The organism is Arthrobacter sp. ov407, from assembly GCF_900102895.1.
Lineage (GTDB): Bacteria > Actinomycetota > Actinomycetes > Actinomycetales > Micrococcaceae > Arthrobacter.
The window spans coordinates 562,008-580,921 of sequence record NZ_FNGD01000001.1; the positions used below are offsets into that span (position 1 = coordinate 562,008).

General features: G+C 67.3%; 16 protein-coding genes and 2 tRNA genes. 11 read left to right on the forward strand and 7 right to left on the reverse strand.

The features are described from left to right. Positions 1 to 146 precede the first annotated feature (146 nt). Positions 147 to 220, forward strand: a tRNA-Met gene (locus BLS42_RS02615). A gap of 430 nt (positions 221 to 650) precedes the next feature. Further along, positions 651 to 727, forward strand: a tRNA-Met gene (locus BLS42_RS02620). Between the two features lie 116 nt (positions 728 to 843). Here the strand turns inward: BLS42_RS02620 and BLS42_RS02625 are convergent. The 3 genes from BLS42_RS02625 to BLS42_RS02635 form a co-directional block, all read right to left on the reverse strand. Then, on the reverse strand, positions 844 to 2,268 hold the full coding sequence (locus BLS42_RS02625) for a cryptochrome/photolyase family protein (protein WP_090575884.1): 1,425 nt from the start codon (positions 2,266 to 2,268) through the stop codon (positions 844 to 846). A 185-nt stretch (positions 2,269 to 2,453) separates the two neighbouring features. Next, on the reverse strand, positions 2,454 to 3,245 hold the full coding sequence (locus BLS42_RS02630) for a PspA/IM30 family protein (protein ID WP_090575887.1): 792 nt from the start codon (positions 3,243 to 3,245) through the stop codon (positions 2,454 to 2,456). Between the two features lie 133 nt (positions 3,246 to 3,378). Then, positions 3,379 to 5,436 carry a TPM domain-containing protein gene (locus BLS42_RS02635; RefSeq protein ID WP_176803112.1) on the reverse strand — a complete coding sequence of 686 codons (2,058 nt, stop codon included), beginning with the start codon at positions 5,434 to 5,436 and terminating at the stop codon, positions 3,379 to 3,381. A 296-nt stretch (positions 5,437 to 5,732) separates the two neighbouring features. On the opposite strand from BLS42_RS02635, the gene BLS42_RS02640 reads away from it, so the two are divergent. From BLS42_RS02640 to BLS42_RS02665, 6 genes are all read left to right on the forward strand, one after another. Then, positions 5,733 to 7,445: a S1C family serine protease gene (locus BLS42_RS02640; protein ID WP_090575894.1), complete on the forward strand. Its 1,713-nt coding sequence runs from the start codon at positions 5,733 to 5,735 to the stop codon at positions 7,443 to 7,445. 307 nt (positions 7,446 to 7,752) lie between these two features. Further along, a complete protein-coding gene (locus BLS42_RS02645) occupies positions 7,753 to 8,553 on the forward strand; it encodes an electron transfer flavoprotein subunit beta/FixA family protein (protein WP_090576129.1) in 801 nt (266 codons plus the stop codon). A 16-nt stretch (positions 8,554 to 8,569) separates the two neighbouring features. Continuing rightward, positions 8,570 to 9,523, forward strand: a complete 954-nt coding sequence (locus BLS42_RS02650) for an electron transfer flavoprotein subunit alpha/FixB family protein (RefSeq protein ID WP_090575898.1) — start codon at positions 8,570 to 8,572, stop codon at positions 9,521 to 9,523. A 4-nt stretch (positions 9,524 to 9,527) separates the two neighbouring features. Continuing rightward, on the forward strand, positions 9,528 to 10,307 hold the full coding sequence (locus BLS42_RS02655) for a PIG-L deacetylase family protein (protein WP_090575901.1): 780 nt from the start codon (positions 9,528 to 9,530) through the stop codon (positions 10,305 to 10,307). A 75-nt stretch (positions 10,308 to 10,382) separates the two neighbouring features. Next, positions 10,383 to 10,913: a gluconokinase gene (locus BLS42_RS02660; protein WP_090575905.1), complete on the forward strand. Its 531-nt coding sequence runs from the start codon at positions 10,383 to 10,385 to the stop codon at positions 10,911 to 10,913. Positions 10,914 to 10,967: 54 nt separating this feature from the next. Then, positions 10,968 to 12,362 (forward strand): GntT/GntP/DsdX family permease, encoded by a 1,395-nt coding sequence (locus BLS42_RS02665; RefSeq protein ID WP_090575908.1) that lies wholly within the window; start codon positions 10,968 to 10,970, stop codon positions 12,360 to 12,362. A gap of 137 nt (positions 12,363 to 12,499) precedes the next feature. Here BLS42_RS02665 and BLS42_RS02670 read toward each other — a convergent pair whose 3' ends face one another. From BLS42_RS02670 to BLS42_RS02680, 3 genes are all read right to left on the reverse strand, one after another. Next, entirely contained in the window at positions 12,500 to 13,381 is an 882-nt protein-coding gene (locus BLS42_RS02670; RefSeq protein WP_090576132.1) for an anti-sigma factor, read from the reverse strand. Between the two features lie 10 nt (positions 13,382 to 13,391). Further along, positions 13,392 to 13,997 carry an ECF RNA polymerase sigma factor SigK gene (gene sigK, locus BLS42_RS02675; RefSeq protein ID WP_090575911.1) on the reverse strand — a complete coding sequence of 202 codons (606 nt, stop codon included), beginning with the start codon at positions 13,995 to 13,997 and terminating at the stop codon, positions 13,392 to 13,394. Positions 13,998 to 14,280: 283 nt separating this feature from the next. Beyond that, positions 14,281 to 14,748: a tRNA (cytidine(34)-2'-O)-methyltransferase gene (locus BLS42_RS02680; RefSeq protein WP_090575914.1), complete on the reverse strand. Its 468-nt coding sequence runs from the start codon at positions 14,746 to 14,748 to the stop codon at positions 14,281 to 14,283. 226 nt (positions 14,749 to 14,974) lie between these two features. Here BLS42_RS02680 and BLS42_RS02685 point away from each other — a divergent pair, with 226 nt between their 5' ends. Together BLS42_RS02685 and BLS42_RS02690 are read left to right on the forward strand one after the other, a co-directional pair. Then, on the forward strand, positions 14,975 to 15,904 hold the full coding sequence (locus BLS42_RS02685; RefSeq protein WP_090575917.1) for an ABC transporter ATP-binding protein: 930 nt from the start codon (positions 14,975 to 14,977) through the stop codon (positions 15,902 to 15,904). Then, positions 15,901 to 16,788, forward strand: coding sequence for an ABC transporter permease (locus BLS42_RS02690; protein ID WP_090575920.1), 888 nt, complete (start codon positions 15,901 to 15,903; stop codon positions 16,786 to 16,788). The genes BLS42_RS02685 and BLS42_RS02690 overlap by 4 nt, the downstream gene beginning before the upstream one ends. A gap of 68 nt (positions 16,789 to 16,856) precedes the next feature. Here BLS42_RS02690 and BLS42_RS02695 read toward each other — a convergent pair whose 3' ends face one another. Next, positions 16,857 to 17,843 carry a J domain-containing protein gene (locus BLS42_RS02695; RefSeq protein ID WP_090575923.1) on the reverse strand — a complete coding sequence of 329 codons (987 nt, stop codon included), beginning with the start codon at positions 17,841 to 17,843 and terminating at the stop codon, positions 16,857 to 16,859. A 141-nt stretch (positions 17,844 to 17,984) separates the two neighbouring features. Between BLS42_RS02695 and BLS42_RS02700 the strand changes: the two genes are divergently transcribed. Further along, positions 17,985 to 18,914: a diacylglycerol/lipid kinase family protein gene (locus tag BLS42_RS02700; RefSeq protein ID WP_090575926.1), complete on the forward strand. Its 930-nt coding sequence runs from the start codon at positions 17,985 to 17,987 to the stop codon at positions 18,912 to 18,914.

An 18,914-nucleotide genomic window follows, 5' to 3' on the forward strand; every position in this document is an offset into this window, starting at 1 on the left:
CTGCGCGCGGTCGACAGGCCGGGTTTGCCGCTCTACGAAGAGAGGCAAGCCCGGCCTGTGGCGTAGACGGGCCGCGGTGGCGAGATGCACATCACGTCACCTCGATTTGGCCTCAAGTTCACCGGCGGGTAGAGTTGATCTTGCGACGCGGGGTGGAGCAGTTCGGTAGCTCGCTGGGCTCATAACCCAGAGGTCACAGGTTCAAATCCTGTCCCCGCAACTGGAGAAAAGGTCCGGAACACTGGAAACCGTGTTCCGGACCTTTCGCTTTAAGTGCCGCGGGCGGCCCCGGAGCCCCGGAAACCGGGTTATGGGACAAAACGTGTGTAAATGCCAGGCGTGTCAGTGGCGTCCTGCCGGGACCCTGAGCTACCGGACTCGGGCGCACCTGGTCTTGCCCGGCGGATGCGGTCCGGGGGCACTTTGACACGGACACGCCGCGGACACCGGACCGGAGGGTCGGAATCGTGTCCAAAGGCGCCCCGGACGGTGAACGGCGGTGTCCGGAACTCCCACGTTTTGTCCCCCGGAAACCTTGGACCGGCACAGTGGAACTGGACCCGGAAACGACCGGGGCGCGACCCGGACGCGACCCTGTTTGGGGCCGTGGTCAGGGCGGCCGAGAAACTACGGTAGAGTTGATCAAGCGACGCGGGGTGGAGCAGTTCGGTAGCTCGCTGGGCTCATAACCCAGAGGTCACAGGTTCAAATCCTGTCCCCGCAACCAGGAAACACCAGCAGTACACAGAAAGGCCCGAATCTGATGATCCGGGCCTTTGCTGTTTTCTCTGCGGGCGGCGCAATCCGGGCCCGGACTTAAGGGCCTGGACCTGCCGGCCACCCTCAGCCGTCTTTGAGCCGCTGATAGGTCGCCAGTGCACGCGCCCGGGACTCGGCAAGGTCCACGATGGGTGCGGGGTAGCCGGTGGCGGCGCCGTTCGCCTTCCAGGGCTCGTGGACGGCTTTGTCGTCCAGCGCGTCGAGCTCGGGAATGTACCCGCGCAGGTATCGTCCGGCGGCGTCGAACTTCTTGCTTTGCGTGACGGGGTTGAAGATCCGGAAATAGGGCGAGGCGTCGGCCCCCGAGCCCGCGACCCACTGCCAGTTGGCCGGGTTGCTTGCGGCATCGGCGTCCACCAGCGTGTCCCAGAACCAAGCCTCACCCAGCCGCCAATCGGCCAGCAGGTTCTTCACCAGGAAGGACGCTGCCGCCATCCGCACGCGGTTGTGCATCCACCCCGTCTGCCAGAGCTGGCGCATGCCCGCGTCCACCATCGGGTAGCCCGTGCGGCCCTGCTGCCAGGCCTGCAGCTCGGCGTCCGATGCCGGCTGCCATTCGAAGCGGTCGAACTCCGGCCGGTAATTCCGCGTGGCCAGTTCAGGATTCTCGTAGAGCAGCTGCCAACAGAATTCCCGCCACCCAAGTTCGGAACGGAAGATCCCGACGTCGGCCAGCGCACCCGGCGCAAAGCTGTCCCGCAGCGTGTGCCAGATCCGGAAGGGGCTGATTTCGCCAAAACGCAGATGCGGGGAGAGCCTGCTGGTACCGTCGACGCCCGGGAGGTCGCGACCGGTGCCGTATTCTGCCGCGGGCCCGTCCACGAAATCCATGAGGCGGCCGTAGGCGCCGGCTTCCCCCGGTGTCCAGGTGGCGGCGAGCCCGGAGCTCCAGTCGGGATCACGGGGGAGCAGGCCCCAGCCTTCGAGCGTTTCGCTTGCCGGCAGGCTGCCGCTGCGCGTGCGTGCCGGGGCCGGCAGCTGGTCCGGGGCCGCCAGCGGCTGCCGGGGCTCGGCGCCGGCCAGGCAGGCCTTCCAGAACGGCGTGAAGACCTTGTAGGGGCCCCCGCTGCCGGTCCGCACGGTCCACGGCTCGAACATGAGGTTTGCCTGGAAGCTCGTGGCGCTGATGCCCTCCTCGGTGGCCCAGCTCTTCAGGCCGGCATCGACCGTGCGTTCCGGCCCGCCGTAGCGGCGGTTCCACAAGAGCAGGTCGGCGGACGTTTCCACCGCGAGGTCCTGGATGATCCGGGCGGCCGGGCCGCGGCGGAGGACCAGCCGCGAGCCCCTGGCCTCCAGCGCGGCGGCCAGCGCGGCCAGGGAGTGGTGGAGCCACCACTTCACCGCTCCGCCGAGAGGCCGGACGCCGGGCGACTCCTCATCCAGGACATAGACGACGGTCAGGGGTGTGTGCAGGGCGGCGGCCTCCGCCAGTGCCGGATTGTCATCCAGCCGGAGGTCGTCACGAAGCCAGACAAGGGTCGCAGACATGGATCCACGGTACACGCGCGGCGCCGGCACGGCCGCCGGCACGGTGCAATTAGGGGTACAACAAGGGCCGGACTCCGGCGGGTGAACCTGGAGTGTCAGGCTCACCCGCCGGAGTCCGGCCCCTGGGTGCGGAACATGCGCCCGGAGCATTCAGCCGGCTCGGCGGAAGCTGCCGGGCCGGCCGGTCAGAGCTTGTCGAAGTCGGCCTCTTCTACCGTGGAACCGGACTCAGCGCTCCGGTCGCCGGTGCCGATGGCGGCGGGGGAGCCACCGGACTTCAGCGCTGCCAGCCGGGCTTCGATCTCGGTCTGCTCGCCCAGATCTTCCAGCGAGTTGAACTGGGCGTCCAGGCTCGACTCGGCGAGCTCCTGCTGGCCGCGGACCTTGGCTTCCTCGCGGCGGATCTTCTGTTCGAAGCGGCCCACCTCGGAGGTGGGGTCCATGATGTTGATGCTCTTGAGGGCGTCGTGGACCTGGCTCTGGGCCGCCACGGTCTTGGACCGGGCCACCAGCTCGTTGCGCTTGCTGGTCAGCTCGTTGAGCTTGCCCTTCATCTGGTCAAGGCCATGCTTGAGCTTGTCCACCACCTCGGTCTGGGACGCGATGCTCGGCTCGGCGGCCCTGGCCTCGTTCTCAGAGCCCATCTGGCGCTGCAGTGCAACCTTGGCTAGGTTATCGAACTTCTCCGCGTCGCCGACGTCGCCCTTGGCACGGTATTCGTCGGCTTTGCGCGACGCAGCGAGGGCCTTTTTGCCCCAGTCCTGTGCGTTGCGGACGTCCTCGTTGTAGTCGTCCTGGAGCATGCGCAGGTTGCCGATGGTCTGGGCCACGGCGGACTCGGCCTCCGCGATGTTGTTCGTGTAGTCACGGACCATCTGGTCCAGCATTTTCTGCGGATCCTCGGCCTGGTCCAGCAACGAGTTGATGTTTGCCTTCGCCAGCTGCGCCATGCGGCCGAAAATGGACTGCTTAACCATGGTGTTACCTTTCGTCCTGCTCCGTTGTCTCACTGATTCCAGTGATCGATGGTGTATCGCATCTATCCGCTGTCCGGTCCGTTGCGGCCGGTGCGTGGTCTGTATCGGTCTCGTGAGTTGAAGGGGCGGCCGGCTAGAAGTCGCCGCCGCCGCCGAAGTCGCCGCCCCAGCCTCCGCCGGAATCGCCGCCGCCGCCCCAGCCTCCGCCGGAATCGCCGCCGCCGCCCCAGCCTCCGCCGGAATCGCCGCCGCCCCAACCTCCACCGCCTCCGCCGTGGAGGATCGAGTTGATGAGGATTCCGCCGAGGATCGCGCCACCAAGGCCACCTCCGCCGCTGCCGCCGAACATCCCGCCACGGCCGTAGCCCTGGTTGGCGTATCCGCCGAAGTGGTCAACATCGGACTGGGCCAGCTGCGCGGCTTGGGCCGCCAGTGCATGCGCCTGCTGGGCGTACTGCAGGGCGGTGACGGGATCGGTGCGGGAGATGGACAGTGCATAGTCGAGGTTCCGCTGGGCCTCAGCCAAGCGGGTTCGGGCCTCGGTGCCCACGCCTCCACGGCGGGCGGTGACGTAGTCCGACGTCGCGCTGATCTGCGCCTGCGCGGACATGATGCTCTGCTGCAGCGAAGCCTGCGCCCGACGGGCCTGTTCCTGCTGGTCGCGGATGCCGGAAAGGGCCGCATCCAGCGACTGGTGCGCGGTCTCGACGCGCTCCAGGGTGGCGATGGGATCGATCTTGCCGCCTTGGATGTCGGCCTTGACCCGTGCCAGTGAAGCTTCCACCGCGGCAACCGGTCCGGCAAGTTCGGGGTGCGACCCGGACTGGATCAGGGCCTTGGCTTGGGCCAAGTCCTGGGAGGTATCGACGACGGCGGACTCGAGGCCGCTGCGGGCCTCGTCGAGGCTGCCGGCCACCTTGGTGATGGCGCCGATCAGCACGTTCGTCTGGTGCAGGCTCTCTTCCGCCGCCCGGACGGCGACGGCGGCGAGGCTGCCCTCACCGGCGCTGAGCTTCTCCTGGGCCGTGACGGAGGCGTTCTGCACAAAGGCGAGCCGCTCCTTGGCCTGGTTGATGTTGTCGCCCACCTGCACCAGCGCACTCTCGGCGTACTTGGCCCGCAATTCATTGAGCGACTGCTCGGCGCTGGCGATTTTGGCTTCCGCCTCGCTCGCTCCGGCACTGACTGCGGCAAGCGCCTGCGGAGCATTTTTCTCAAGCTCGCGGAGTGAATCGAAGTCGGCCTTCTGCTCCTGAAGGGAGGCGAGCGCGGCCTCGGAACGGCGGATGATCTCACCGAGCCAGGTCCGCTGCTGCTCTTCGGTATCGGGGATGTGGTCATCGAGCTGCTGCTGCAGTTTGAAGGACTCCGACATGTGGCCCTTGGCGTCCTCCAGGGCCTTCGTGAAGTTCCCGACGGCGGCGTCGCCGTACTGCGCCTGCGCGAAGCCAAGCTCCTGCTCGCTGGACTTGATGGCGTCGTCGGCCTCGATCAGCAGGGAGCCGCTCTTGCGGCGCAGCTCCTCGACAGTGAGCCCTGCGAGCGGATCCAGCTCGGCGCCCTGCGGCCCCCCGTGGCCCGCGCCCGCGGCGGCCTTCTTCCGGCGGTTGCGGAGGTAAAGGTAAGCGCCCGCGCCGCCGGCGGCGACCACGCCCACTCCGACGAGCACGGCGCTGCCAGCGCCGCCTTCAGACGGGACGGTGCCCTTGCCGCCCCCGGCGGCGTCGCCGATGGCTGCGGCGCTATCGATGGCGGCCTGGGCGTAGTCGCCCTTGCGCAGGTTCGGGTCAACTGCGCTTTTCACGATGGTGTCGCGCTGGGCGTCCGTGATTTTGCTGTTGGCCGGCTTGCTCAGCAGGTACTGCCGTGTGTCCGTGGCGACGGTCAGGAGCATGGCGTTGGCGCCGAGGCTTGCCTTGTCCGCCACCTCAGCAGCCCAGGCATAGCGGTCGGTGGGGTTTTCGAACTTCTTCACGTAGACGACGTGGTAGGTCATCGCGTGGTCTGCGCCGAGCTGCTTGATGGCCTGCTCGACTTCGCCCGTCCGGCCGCCCAGGACCCCGGCGGAGTCAACGATCTTGGTGACGGGGTCAAGCGCCACCGGATCTTCGGCGAGGGCCGGAGCGGCGGGAAGCGCCAGCAGTCCGACGACGCCGAGAACGGCGAGGAGACGTTTATAGGTAGACCGCATGTGCAACCCTTCAGCACTTCTGCGACCGGTTCGGGCCGAACCGGTCGTCACAGAATGCAGCAGCGCCCCCACGCAGATGTAAAGCCGCAGGTCGCTGTGGCGATTCCATTTGATTCTATGGTGCACCCAAATGGCAGTCCACCGAGGGGAATATGCCACCAGCGAAACGCGCCTAAACTGGGAAACACAGGCCCGCAGGCCGCAACTATCCGTTCAGGAACCTCCCAGCAAATGTCCGCTCTAGTGTCAGCCTGAACGTCCATAGTTATAGGCAGACGAGGATGAAAGGAAGTCTCATGACTGAGAACCCAGTGCCGGGTGCGTCACCGGAGCCGACGCAACAGAACCGGGAACCGGCGGGGCAGCAGGAGGGCTCGCCGGAGCAGACGCATGCCGTAAGCGCGCCTGAGGCGGCACCCGGAAACCCGGTTTCCGGAAGCCCGGCGCCCGAGAACCCGACCCTCCGGTTGGACCGCGCCGAGGACGGCGCGCCGCGTCCGGTCTACCAGCAGCAGCCCGCCGACGCCCAGCGCTCCGCCGCGGACACCCAGCAGTTCGGCGCCCCCGCCCAGCACACCGGCCAGTACGGCGGGTTCTCCCAGGCCGGCCAGGGTCAAGGCCAACCAGGCCAGCCCTCCCACCCGCCCTATTCCCAGTCCCAGCAAGCCCCATCCCCGTATGGCCAGCCCCAGTACGGCAGCCACCCTTACGGTGCCAACTCCGGCGGCCAGCCGGCGTCGGGTCCGTCCTATCCATCCGGTCCGGGATTCGCGAACGACCCTGCGCACGCCCCGAAGCGCAAGGCGGCGTTCGGCGTCCCGACCCTCGTGGCCAGCATTGTGGCGGCCGGCCTGATCGGCGGCGGCGTGGTGGCCGGCAGCAACGCGCTGCTGGGGGACCGTTACCCCGCGTCCGCCACGAGCGACACCACCCAGGCCGGTCCGGTGATCGTCAACAACAGGGAAGACGTCAACGCCATCACCGCCGCCGCCCTCAAGGCTTCCCCCAGCGTTGTGACCATCAAGGCAACCAGCGGCAGCGACGGCGGTACCGGCAGCGGGATCATCCTCGATGCCGAGGGCCACGTGCTGACCAACACCCACGTGGTCACTCTCGACGGCAAAACCGCGAACGCCACGATGGAGGTCCGGACGAGCGACGGCAAGGTCTACTCCGCGAAGATCGTCGGGACCGACCCGCTTTCCGACCTCGCCGTGATCAAGATCGACAACCCCTCGGGGCTGGTCCCGGCAACGCTGGGGGACTCGGGCAAGCTGAACGTCGGCGACACCGCCGTCGCCATCGGATCGCCGCTGGGACTCACCGGCACAGTCACGGACGGCATCGTCTCGACCCTGAACCGGACCATCAGCGTGGCATCCTCGGCGGCGCCGAAGAACGGTGCGGATAACTCCCAGGGCGGGGACCAGGGCTTCCAGTTCGCGCCTCCGGGCGGCGGCGAGACCCCGAGCACCGCGGATCAGGGCTCCATCTCGATCAACGTCATCCAGACGGACGCGGCCATCAACCCGGGCAACTCCGGCGGCGCGCTGGTGAACACCAAGGGCGAAGTCATCGGCGTCAACGTCGCGATCGCCTCCGCCGGCGGCGACCCGGCAAGCGGCAGCAGCAGCGGCAACATTGGCGTGGGCTTCAGCATCCCCATCAACAACGCCAAGCGCGTGGCCCAGGAGATCATCAGCAGCGGCAAAGCCACACACGCGCAGTTCGGCGTCAGCGTGAAGCCCAAGGCCGCCGGCTCGTCCTCCTCCGGGTTCTCGGTGGGCGCGGAGGTCGCGACCGTCGAGTCCGGCTCGGCCGCTGACAAGGCCGGCATCAAGGTCGGCGACGTCGTGACGAAGTTCCAGAACCTGACCATCAGCGATCCCAACCAGCTGACCGCGGCAGTGCGGGAACAGCCCGCCGGCGCCACGGTCAAGGTGACGGTCCTGCGCGGCGGCCAGCTGAAGGACGTCGACGTGACCCTCGGGACTGCGGCAGAGCAGTAGAAGCCGAGCAGTAGAAGCAAAGCAGTAGCAAGACGGAGCAGTAGAAGCAGTGCAGTGGCAGGAAGGCCGGGTGGCACCGAATGGTGCGGTCCGGCTTTTCCGTGCCCGGCCTCATTGTGCCCGGCCCCTGCCGACCAGGGCCCGGGGCCGGCAGTCGCAGACACAGACGTTAACCGTGGCAACGCTGGCCGGCAGCTATGTGGTTAGCTAGGAACAGCCCGGCTACCGGGTGTTCCGTGGCCATGACCCCGCCAGGGGCGGCTGTCCACCCGCATGGAAGGCTGCTGTAGACACAGTGGAAGAAATTCTGAAAATCATTGTGCTGGTCAAGCACGTCCCGGATACGCAGTTCGACCGCCACCTCACCGGTGAGGCCAACACGGTGGACCGCTCCGAAAGCATCCTGTCCGAGCTGGACGAATACGCCCTGGAGGCGGCGCTGCAGCTGACCGAGGCCCGCGGCGGAGAAGCGGCCGGCAACAAGGTCATCGCCCTGAGCATGGGGCCGGCCGGGGCCGTCAACGCGGTGAAGAAATCCCTGCAGATCGGCGCCACTGAAGGCGTGCACCTCAGCGACGAGGCCCTTGCCGGTTCCGATGCCGCGGCCACCTCGCTCGCGCTGGCCGCCGCGATCCGCCACCTGGGCGCGGACGCCCCCGCGGACCTCATCCTCACCGGCATGGCCTCCACGGACGGCGAGACCTCGCTGGTCCCGGCGCAGCTCGCTGAGCGGCTGGGCCTCCCGCAGGTAACTTTTGCCGCGTCCTTGGATCTCGACGCCGGCAAGCTCACAGCCCGCCGCGACGGCGACACCCACGCGGACACCATTGAGGCCGAACTGCCGGCCGTCGTTTCCGTCACCGACCAGATCAATGATCCCCGGTACCCGAACTTCAAGGGCATCATGGCGGCGAAGAAGAAAACCATCACCACTTTGAGCCTTGCCGACATCGGGGTCGACGCGGCCCAGGTGGGCAAGGCCGGTTCCTGGACCGCCGTCGAGACCGCAGAGGCCCGCCCGCCGCGCACGGCCGGCACCATCATCACCGACGAAGGCGACGCCGGCATCCAGCTGGTCGAGTTCCTGGCCGCCCAGAAGCTGCTCTAAAGGGGATTATCCGAACATGGCAAAAGTACTCGTTTTCATCGATAACCCCGGCCAGGCGCTGAAGAAGTCGAGCCTGGAACTGCTCACGATCGCCCGCTCCCTCGGCGAACCGGCCGTCGCCTTCAATGGCGAACTGCACGATGACGCCGCTGCCGCCCTTGCCGCGTACGGCGTCCAGGCACTTTACCGCCCGTCCGCCGCCGACCTCGACGACTATCTGGTGGGCCCCAAGGCGTCCTATCTGGCCGCCGCGGTCCAGACTTCCGGTGCCACCGTGGTCCTGACCGAGAACTCGGCCGAGGGCAAAGAAATCGCCGCCCGGCTCAGCATCAAGCTCGGCGCCGGTGTCATTACCGACGTCGTGGCTGTGGACCCCGATGGTACGGCCCACAAGTCCGTGCTGGCTGGTTCCTACACCACCACGGCGAAGGCCACGACGCCCGTCTCCGTGCTGACTGTGAAGCCCAACAGCATCACGCCCGAGCCCGCGGTGACCGGCACGGCACCGGAGGCCGTCACGATCGAGGTCCCGGAGACGGCCACCGCCGCCTCCGCCCGGGTCACGGCACGCAGTGAAAAGCCTGCCAGCGGGCGCCCCGACCTGACCGAGGCGCGGATCGTCGTGGCCGGCGGCCGTGGCGTGGACGGCAACTTTGGTCCGCTGGAGGAACTCGCCGACGCCCTCGGCGCTGCCATCGGCGCCTCGCGGGCCGCCACGGACGCTGGCTGGATCGGCCACGATGCGCAGATCGGCCAGACCGGCAAAACCGTCTCGCCCCAGCTCTACATCTCCGCGGGCATTTCCGGAGCCATCCAGCAGAAGGCCGGCATGCAGACCGCCAAGGTGATCGTGGCCGTGAACAAGGACGCCGAATCGCCGGTTTTCGAGATCGCGGACTTCGGCGTTGTGGGCGACCTCTTCCAGGTTCTGCCGCAGGCAACCGCGGAAATCAAGAAGCGCAAAGGCTGACTGCATGAGCACTAACGCCGTTCCGGCACAAAGCCCGTTCGACCCGGCGACCTCCCGGATTGAGCGGGTGCTTTGTTTCACAGCCCACCCCGACGACATCGATTTCGGCGCCGCCGGCACAGTGGCCGCATGGACCGCCGCAGGGGTCCAGGTCAGCTACTGCATCATGACCGACGGCGACGCCGGCGGCTTTGATCCCGCGCAGCGCGAGGAAATCGTGCGGCTGCGCGTCGCTGAGCAGCAGCGCGCCGCCGCCCTGGTCGGCGTCACGGACATCCATTACCTGCACCAGCGTGACGGCTACCTCGAACCCTCGCATGAGGTGATGCGCGAGGTGGTGCGCCTGATCCGGCAGCTCCGGCCCGACGTCGTGGTGTCCATGCATCCGGAACGGAACTGGAACCGGATCCAGAAGAGCCACCCGGATCACCTGGCTGTGGGGGAAGCCGTGACCCGTGCCGTGTATCCCGCGCTGGAAAACCCATTCGCGTATCCGGAACTGGCCGAGTCCGGGCTGGAGGCCTACAAATTGCCCTGGCTGTGGCTCTTCGCGGGGCCGGAAGAGCGCGAAAACCACTTCGTGGACGTCACCGAGCACGTGGACAGCAAGCTTGCCGCCATCCACATCCACGTCAGCCAGCACCCCGACGTCGATGCCATGGAGCGGACGGTCCGCGGCCTCATGCTGGGCACCGGGGCCCGCGCCGGACTCCCCGCCGGACGCAGTGCCGAGGCCTTCCATGTCGTAACAGTCAACGGCCAGGGGACCATCGCCGGTTTCTAGTGTTGCCGCAGCACCACCTCTGCCATATGCTTGCCTCTGTTTAAATCATATTTATTTGATGGAAGGCAGACTTTGATGGCGAAGACTGCGCAACACCCCGTTCTTGTGATCATGGGCGTCTCCGGATCCGGCAAATCAACTGTCGCGGGACTTCTGGCCGGCAGGCTGGGCTGGGATCTTGCCGAGGGCGACGACCTGCACCCGGAAGCAAACGTGGCAAAGATGCACGCAGGAGAGCCGCTGACCGACGAGGATCGGTGGCCCTGGCTTGAAAGCATTGCCGACTGGATCCGGGCCCACACCGGCTCGGGGAAACCCGGCGTCGTGACCTGTTCGGCGCTGAAGAAGCGCTACCGGGACATTCTGCGCGGCGAAGGCGTGGTCTTCGTGTTCCTCGAGGGATCACGGGACAATATCTCCGACCGGCTGGCGTCCCGTCACGGGCACTTCATGCCCCCGGCCCTGCTGGAGTCCCAGTTCGACGCGCTCGAAGCGCCCACAGCGGACGAAAACTTCATTTCCCTGTCCGTCTCCGCAACGCCGGCGGAAGTAGCACAGGAAATCATCACCCGACTTAAGCTCGACGCCGCCGACGCCAGGCCCTGAGCCTTCCGGCGTTCCGTCGCGACCAAGGAATTTTTTGTGAAATCACTGATAGCAATGCAGCTTCCGGCTGCCGTTGAGGCCGGGACCGGCGTCAATAGCCAACTACTGCTCATCGCGGGCCTGGGCATCGCCCTGCTCGTGGTGCTGATCGCCAAATTCAAGTTCCATCCCTTCCTGGCCCTGATTCTGGGGTCCGGATTCGTCGGCCTCGCCGCCGGTGTGGAACCGGCCAGGGTGATCGCCAACTTCGAGGACGGCGTGGGCGGCGTCCTGAAGGAAGTTGGCCTGCTGGTCGCGCTCGGCGCGATGCTGGGCAAGCTGCTCGCTGACTCCGGCGGTGCCAACCGGGTGGTCGACACCCTCCTGGCCAAGGCCACCGGAAACAAGCTGGTCTGGGCCATCACGCTTGTCGCCGTGATCATCGGCCTGCCGATGTTCTTCGAGATCGGGCTCGTGCTGCTGCTGCCGGTGATCGTCCTGGTCACGCAGCGCTCGAAAATGCCTCTGATGCGCATAGCTATCCCGGCCCTGGCCGGCCTGTCCGTGCTGCACGGTCTGGTGCCGCCGCACCCGGGACCGCTGATCGCCATCAGCGCCGTCAAGGCGGAACTGGGCACCACCTTGGCCCTCGGCATCCTCGTTGCCATCCCCACGGTGATTATCTGCGGCCCGCTCTTCTCCCGTCTGGCAGCCCGGTGGGTGCCGGTGGGCGCCCCCGCCGTCGCCGGCGGCGTCGACACCGTGCACGGCGCGGACATGGAGGGCGTCAAGCGCCCGCCGAGCTTCCCCGTCACGCTGATGACCATCCTCTTCCCGGTGGTCCTCATGCTGCTCAGGGCCGTCGTGGACATCATCTGGCCCGACCCCCTGACGGCCCCGGCCATCCGGATGTTCTTCGACTTCGTCGGGCAGCCGTTGGTGGCGATGACCCTGGCCGTCCTGCTGGCCATGGTGACCTTTGGCTACGCCGTGGGCCTCAACGGCGCCAAGATTACGAGCAAGATCGCTGCCAGCCTGGGCCCGATCGCGGGGATCATCCTGATCGTCGGCGCCGGCGGCGGCTTCAAGCAGACGCTGATTGGTGCGGGCGTGGGTGACTCCGTGAAGGCCTGGGCCGAGGGGACCAACATGTCCGTCCTGGTGCTCGGCTTCATCGTGGCCGTTGCCCTGCGCCTGGCGACAGGCTCGGCCACCGTCGCCACCGTGACGGCCGCCGGCATCGTGGCCCCGCTCGCCAGTTCGCTGACGCCGACGCACGCGGCCCTGCTGGCCCTGGCGATCGGCGCAGGCTCGCTGTTCTTCTCGCATGTAAACGACGCCGGGTTCTGGCTCGTCAAGGAGCTGTTCGGGCTCACAGTGGGCCAGACGTTCAAGACCTGGTCCGTTATGGAAACGCTGATCTCCGTGGTGAGCTTCGGCCTGGTCATGCTGCTCTCGCAGGTCATTTAGCCGGGCCCGGAACATAGCCCCGCCAGAATGTAGCCGCACCAAAGCACGAAGCCGCCCGGGCCTTGGTTCCTTCCATGGAAGGAACCAAGGCCCGGGCGGCTTTCTTGTGCCCTATGTGCCCTGCGGACTGCGGACGATCAGGCGCCCAGCGGCGCGGCGGCGACGGTCGGCAGGGTGGGTGTCGCGGACCCGCCTTCGGGTTCTACGGTGATGCCCAGGGCGGCGGCGGAGCCGATGCCCTTGACCACCGCGGGCTTGGACAGGGCTTCAGCGTCCATCAGACCCTGCGACACCGGGGCCGAGCCGTCCTTGGGGATGAGCCACATCTGGTAGACCTTGCCCGCGGGCGGAGCGGGGACGCCGTTCATTTTGATGACGGCGGCGTCCCTGGACGGGGAAATTGACAAGGTGGCCGTGCCGCCGCCGTTGACGTCGACGGTGGCCTGGCGGACGTCGCTGGCCTGCATTACCTGATTCAGCGGATCGTTCTGGTTTGCCACATACGCGCCCACACCGACGCCGCCGAGGGCGATCACGGCTGCAGCGGCGACGCCGACAAGCCAGTTCCGCATGCCTTGCGGGCGGCGGCGTTCTTCCCTGCGCTTGCGGGCCGCACCGAGCTCGTCGGTCACGGGCATCCCGGAGCTGTCATGGAGCGGATGCGGCATCACAGGCGTCGGACCCGTGCCGGGAAGGGGCTCTGCGGCGGGGGAGGGCTGGGTAGCCTGCGCCGGCAGGGATGACATGATCCGGTCCAGCAGCCCGGGCGGAGGCTCTTCCTCGGCGGTAAAGCTGGTGGCCAGGGTCTCCCGGGCCTGCCGGACGCGCTCATTGAAGGCATCCCGGTCCGCTGCCGGTGCGGAGGCGAGGAACTGCTCAATCGCGGCGCGCTCGGCGTCGTCCACGGCGTTGAGGGCGTAGACCTCGGCAAGGTCCACGACGCGGCCGGAAGCCAGATCGGTGGCGATCTCGGCAGTGAAGCCGCCGGGGAGGCGGTTATCGTTCTCAGGTGCGTTCATGTCGGTCAATTCAGCTCACCCCCAAGCAGGTCTTCAGTCGGATGAGTCCATCGCGGATGCGGGACTTGATGGTAGGAACGGCGGCATTGAGCCGCTCGGCCACTTCCCGGTATGTGAGGCCGCCGTAGTATGCCAGCCGCACGGACTCCTGCTGCGTATCGGTCAGCGTCCCCAGGCACCGGACCACGGCCTCGGCCTCAAGCCGGCTGCCGACCTCGTCCGAGACGGAATCGTGGTCGATCTCCTGGCTGCTGGCCCCGTATTTGGCTTCGCGGTCAGTGGCAGACTGCGACGACCGGACCTTGTCGACGGCGCGGCGGTGCGAGATGGTCATGAGCCAGGCGAGCGGACTGCCGACCGCGGGATTGAACTTGGCAGCGTTCTGCCAGACCTGCAGGAAGACTTCCTGGGTGGTGTCCTCGCTGAGTTCGGCATCGATCAGAACCCGGCGCGCCATGCCGAAGACGCGCCTGGAGGTCAGGCTGTAGAATTCCGCGAACGCCGCCTGGTCGCCCCGGGCAATCAGTTCCAGCAGACTGCCGAGCCGGCCGTTGATGTCGGCTGAGGTACCCGCAGGAGCGGCGGCCTCGGGGTTCGGGGCATTCGGAGTATCCATCACCCCCAAGCATAAGGCGCCTACCGGCGAACGCGGGCCAAGAGCTGCCGCATGCGGCAAGAGCCCTGCCCCTGCCTCGCGGGCAGGGGATTTATCCAGATGCACTGTTCTCACCCGCCTCTCCTCGCTCCCATCCGTTTCTCCCCACAACGCTGAGTGGACGGTTTCGTGTGCCCGCCTTCAGAAGTGATTCGGCGCGGCCCGGAACGCGGATGGGTGCGATCTGCGGGATCCATTCCCACGGGCTCCCCATGGGGCAGGGGGGCGATACGCGGCGGACCGGCTACAGCTTGGCCCCCGCGAACCCGTTCTGGCGCCACGCCTCATAGACGGCGATGGACGCCGCGTTGGCCAGGTTCAGCGACCGGAGGGCGGGCAGCATCGGCAGGCGGACGCGGGACGTCACCCGGGGACTGTGCTTGATTTCCTCGGGCAAACCCACGGATTCAGGACCAAACAGCAGGACGTCGCCGGCGCGGTAGCTGATGTCCGTGTAGGTGGTCTCGCCGTCGGAGGTGAAGGCAAACACCCGTTCCGGCTCCAGCGCCGCCCAGGCTGCGTCGATGTCCGGGTGGACGGTCACGACGGCGAGGTCGTGGTAGTCCAGGCCTGCCCGCCGGAGCTTGGCGTCGGAAAAATCAAAGCCCAGGGGCTCCACCAGATGCAGTTGGGCGCCTGTGATGGCAGCCAGCCTGATGGCGTTTCCCGTATTGCCGGGGATTTCGGGGGTGTGGAAGAGGATGCGGAACACCTTTCCATCCTAGCGAGCCGCCGGCGTCGGGTGCGCCGGCCGCCCTGACCGGTTGTGTGTGGCCGAAGATCAAATCGTCGTCCGCTATGACGAATTGCGCGTAAACGGAGCCTGAAATCCCTTCTGACCTGCACTTACGCATGTTTACTGGTGGTGGGGGCGGTGAGTTTGTGGGCTGGTCCTCATGCATTGACGGACAGACACTCTCCGAGAAGAAAGCTGGACCATGATCGAGGCATACGGCCTTACCAAGACCTACGGAAAGCGCACGGCTGTGGACGGCGTCACGTTCACCGTCCAGCCCGGGCAAGTCACCGGCTTCCTGGGCCCGAACGGCGCCGGCAAATCCACCACCATGCGCCTGATCCTGGGACTGGACCTGCCAAGTTCAGGCCGGGTGCTCGTCAACGGCCGCCCGTACGCGGAGCACGCGGCCCCGTTGAGAGAAGTCGGCGCCCTCCTGGACGCCAAGGCGCTCCACCCGGCCCGCAGCGCCGTCAAGCATCTCTCCGTCCTGGCCGCCACGCACGGCATCCGCCGCAGCCGGGTCGATGAAGTCATGGCCATGACCGGAATCACGGAAACCGCACGGAAGCGCGTCAAAGGGTTCTCCCTCGGCATGGGCCAGCGGCTCGGCATCGCCGCCGCCCTGCTGGGCGACCCCCGGACCGTCATCTTCGACGAGCCGGTCAACGGGCTCGACCCCGAAGGCGTCCAGTGGGTCCGCAACCTGACCCGTCGCCTCGCGTCCGAGGGCAAGGCGGTGTTCCTGTCCTCGCACCTGATGAGCGAAATGGCGCAGACCGCCGACCACCTGATCGTCATCGGCCGGGGCCGGATCATCGCCGACGCCCCCGTTGCCGAGATCCTAGCCCACGGGCAGGACAGGACACTGGTCCGCAGCGACCAGGCCGACCGGCTGAGGGCCGGGCTGGCCGCCGGCGGAATCGCTTTCCGTGAACTGGAGCCTGGCCTGCTGGAAGTCTCCGGCGCCGAGCCCCGGAAGATCGCCTGGATTGCCCGGGAGCACGAGGCTTTGATCCACGAGTTGACCCCGGTCCGGGCCTCGCTCGAAGAGGCGTACATGGAACTGACCCGTGACGACGTTGAATACCGCTCCGCCGCCCTGGCCGGGGCAGGAGAGGGAAACCGATGACCACCACCGCACCCACCAGCCGCCGCGCCACGGCAGCCGCCCGCCAAGAAAGCGGCGCCGGGCTGACCTTCCTCCGGGCTGTGCACGCCGAATGGATCAAGCTGACCTCGCTGCGCTCCAGCTACATCATCCTCACTATCGCGTTCCTGGGCATGGTCGGTATCAGCCTGCTCAGCACGCTATCCGTGGTCGACATGGCGTCTGGCTACATCGCCTACGGCGCCGATCCGGCGGGGAGCGAAGCCCAGCTGGGCACTGTTGAGGAGTTCGGGGTGATGGCCCGCGGTGTTGCGTCCAACGGCATTGTCATCGCCCAGTTCCTGATTGCTTCCTTGGCCGTGATGCAGATCGGTTCCGAATACGGCACCCGCATGATCACCACGACCCTCACCGCGGTGCCCCGCCGGATCACTGCCGTGCTGGCCAAGACACTCGTCATCGCCGGAACCTCCTTCGTCGTCGGCGTCGTCGGGGCCCTCATCTCGTATGCCATCGCCCAGCCCATGCTGGAACCGCATGGCCTGAATTACCCGCTCATCGCAGACGGGGTCATCCGAGGCATCGTCAGCGCCGGCGTCTACCTCGCCCTGATCGCCGTCCTGGGCCTGAGCATCGGGGCTCTGCTGCGCAACAGCGCCGGCGGCATCGTCACCACCCTGGGTGTCCTCACCGTCCTCCCGATCATCGTGGCCATCCTCTCCGGTGTGAACGATTTGTTCAGGGATCTCGGGCTCTTCCTTCCCTCGTCGGCAGGCATGGACATGGTGGCGATCCGTACCGCTCAGGATCACCTGACCCAGGTCCAGGGCGGCCTCGTCGTGCTGGGCTGGGCGGTGGTGGCCCTGGCCGGTGCCCTGATCTCCGTGAAGCGCCGGGACGCCTGACCCGGGCAGCCGCCAGCCGCACACAAAGATGGAATAGCCGCGAGATCCTCGTCAGCGGGCTCGGGAATCTAGTGCATTCCGCGCAGCAGCCGGGCCAGGACGGGCACGTTGACGGTGTTGGGGGCCGGTCCCGAGCCGAGGAACTGCTTGAGGCCGCGGGCCAAGCCCGCGGCGTTGACCACCTCGACCAGCCCCGAACCTTCCCCGTACCCGCTGCCGTGGCCGCCGGGTGCGCGGCGGTGCCGGTCGATGACCGGTTGATGCAGGTTGCCGTCCGTGCTGTGGACAACAATCCAGCCGGTGACATTGAGCTCGGGAAAAATGTCCTGCATCCGGCGCACGACGTGGGCCAGTTGGGGCGGGGCGACGGAGCGTCCGCCGTGTGTCAACGTGCTGCCGTTCCACGCGTAGGCGCCCGGCGGCAGCAGCATGGATCCGATGATTGCGAGCCGGTAGCCGGCAAGGACTGCGTGGTCGATGTGGCTGTTGTCCGCCGGGGACTGCAGCCCGTTGACGAGCCGCGCCGCCGGAATGGCGGTCAGGATCTGCCTGCTGATGAGCTGGACAGTGCGCGTTTCCCGTTGGATCCGGGCCTCGGCCCCGAAGATTCCACGCTTGCGGGGCATACCGTGCACCTGCGCTCGCGCCACGCCGGCAGGAATCAGCGGCACCGCTGTCCCGTCGCCAAACTGCTCGAACGGAGGAATATACACGGGTGGGTCGGCCGCCGTATTCCGCGGTGTGTTCGGTCGGCGCACGTTGGCTGAGGCCCGGCTGCCCGCGGCCGGGGCATCGAAATGAGCGCCCTCGTCGCCGGCGGGAGAGGAGTACGCGCCGCCGGAGGCGCTGCCGTAGGACCGGTCATAGTCCGCGCGCCGCTTTACGTCGATGAGTGTCTCGTAGGCGAGAGTGACGCGCCGGAACGCTGCAGGATCGCCGCCGTGATCCGGGTGGGCGAGCCGGGCGGCCTTGCGGTACGCCACTTTGATGTCCTTCTCCGTCGCCGTCACGGGGATCCCGAGGACCTGGTAATGCGAGCTGCTGCCCTGCGTCAAACAGAGATCCTTTTCATCGATGGTGCCGGCGTTGAAAATGCCGGACCGTTCGCGGGCGCCCGGCAGGCCCAGTTTAACCGGCTGGAGGAATAACGAGCGCGCGTACCGGGATGGTTCCCGGCGGCTGTCATAATTCAGCGCATGATGATCGCCGTCGCCGTGAACCCGCAAGCATCCTTTGGCCGGGCGCGGCACGCCGGGAAGGAAGCGGCGGCGCACTTCCGTGCAGCCGGGGCGGAGGTCCAGCTGCTGTGCGCGGACAGTTATGCCGCGCTCGCACAGGCAGTTGAGCACGCGCTGGAATCGGGCGTGGATGCCCTCGTGGTGGTGGGCGGCGACGGCATGGTCCACCTCGGGTTCAATGCGCTTGCCGGTGCCGGTGCCCGTACCCGTGCCGGCGCCCGTGCCGGGGCCGGCGGCCGGGTTCCGCTGGGCATCATTCCCACCGGGACGGGCAACGACACGGCCCGGGCCCTGGGCCTGCCGCTGCACAACCTCCCGGCGGCCTGCGAACGGGCGCTGGAGTCTCTAGCCGACGGCGGCCGGATGATCGACGCCGGCAGGATCACCGCCGGAGGAACCACCCGCTGGTTCGCGGGCGTGGTCTCGGCTGGGTTCGATGCTGCCGTCAATGAGCGGGCCAATGACTGGCGCTGGCCGCGCGGCAAAATCCGCTACCAGCTCGCCATGCTTCGCGAACTGGCCTCGTTCCGGGCCATCAATTACACGGTCACGGCCGACGGCGAACGGTGGCAGCAGGACGCCATGCTGATTTCCGTCGCCAACGGCCAGTCGATCGGCGGCGGAATGAGGATCGTTCCGGAGGCTGTCCTTGATGACGGACACCTGGACCTGTTTATTGTTAGCCGGTTGTCCCGGACCGGGTTGCTGGCCGTGTTCCCGAAAGTGTTTGCCGGCAAGCACGTGGGCCACCCCGCCGTGCACCTTCGCCGGGTCCGCACCGTGGAACTGGCGGCCAGCAACATCGTGGCCTACGCCGACGGCGAGCGGATCGGGGCGCTCCCGATGACCATCGAGGTCTTTCCGCGGGCCGTCTGTGTTCTCGCGTAG

Excerpts from the sequence above, each read along its gene's own strand:
- BLS42_RS02640 (WP_090575894.1), top strand. The coding sequence starts at position 5,733 with ATGACTGAGAACCCAGTGCCGGGTGCGTCACCGGAGCCGACGCAACAG.
- BLS42_RS02685 (WP_090575917.1), top strand. The coding sequence starts at position 14,975 with ATGATCGAGGCATACGGCCTTACCAAGACCTACGGAAAGCGCACGGCT.
- BLS42_RS02665 (WP_090575908.1), top strand. The coding sequence starts at position 10,968 with ATGCAGCTTCCGGCTGCCGTTGAGGCCGGGACCGGCGTCAATAGCCAA.
- BLS42_RS02660 (WP_090575905.1), top strand. The coding sequence starts at position 10,383 with ATGGCGAAGACTGCGCAACACCCCGTTCTTGTGATCATGGGCGTCTCC.
- BLS42_RS02635 (WP_176803112.1), bottom strand. The coding sequence starts at position 5,436 with ATGCGGTCTACCTATAAACGTCTCCTCGCCGTTCTCGGCGTCGTCGGA.
- BLS42_RS02690 (WP_090575920.1), top strand. The coding sequence starts at position 15,901 with ATGACCACCACCGCACCCACCAGCCGCCGCGCCACGGCAGCCGCCCGC.
- BLS42_RS02625 (WP_090575884.1), bottom strand. The coding sequence starts at position 2,268 with ATGTCTGCGACCCTTGTCTGGCTTCGTGACGACCTCCGGCTGGATGAC.
- BLS42_RS02630 (WP_090575887.1), bottom strand. The coding sequence starts at position 3,245 with ATGGTTAAGCAGTCCATTTTCGGCCGCATGGCGCAGCTGGCGAAGGCA.
- BLS42_RS02670 (WP_090576132.1), bottom strand. The coding sequence starts at position 13,381 with ATGAACGCACCTGAGAACGATAACCGCCTCCCCGGCGGCTTCACTGCC.
- BLS42_RS02655 (WP_090575901.1), top strand. The coding sequence starts at position 9,528 with ATGAGCACTAACGCCGTTCCGGCACAAAGCCCGTTCGACCCGGCGACC.
- sigK (WP_090575911.1), bottom strand. The coding sequence starts at position 13,997 with ATGGATACTCCGAATGCCCCGAACCCCGAGGCCGCCGCTCCTGCGGGT.
- BLS42_RS02700 (WP_090575926.1), top strand. The coding sequence starts at position 17,985 with ATGATGATCGCCGTCGCCGTGAACCCGCAAGCATCCTTTGGCCGGGCG.
- BLS42_RS02650 (WP_090575898.1), top strand. The coding sequence starts at position 8,570 with ATGGCAAAAGTACTCGTTTTCATCGATAACCCCGGCCAGGCGCTGAAG.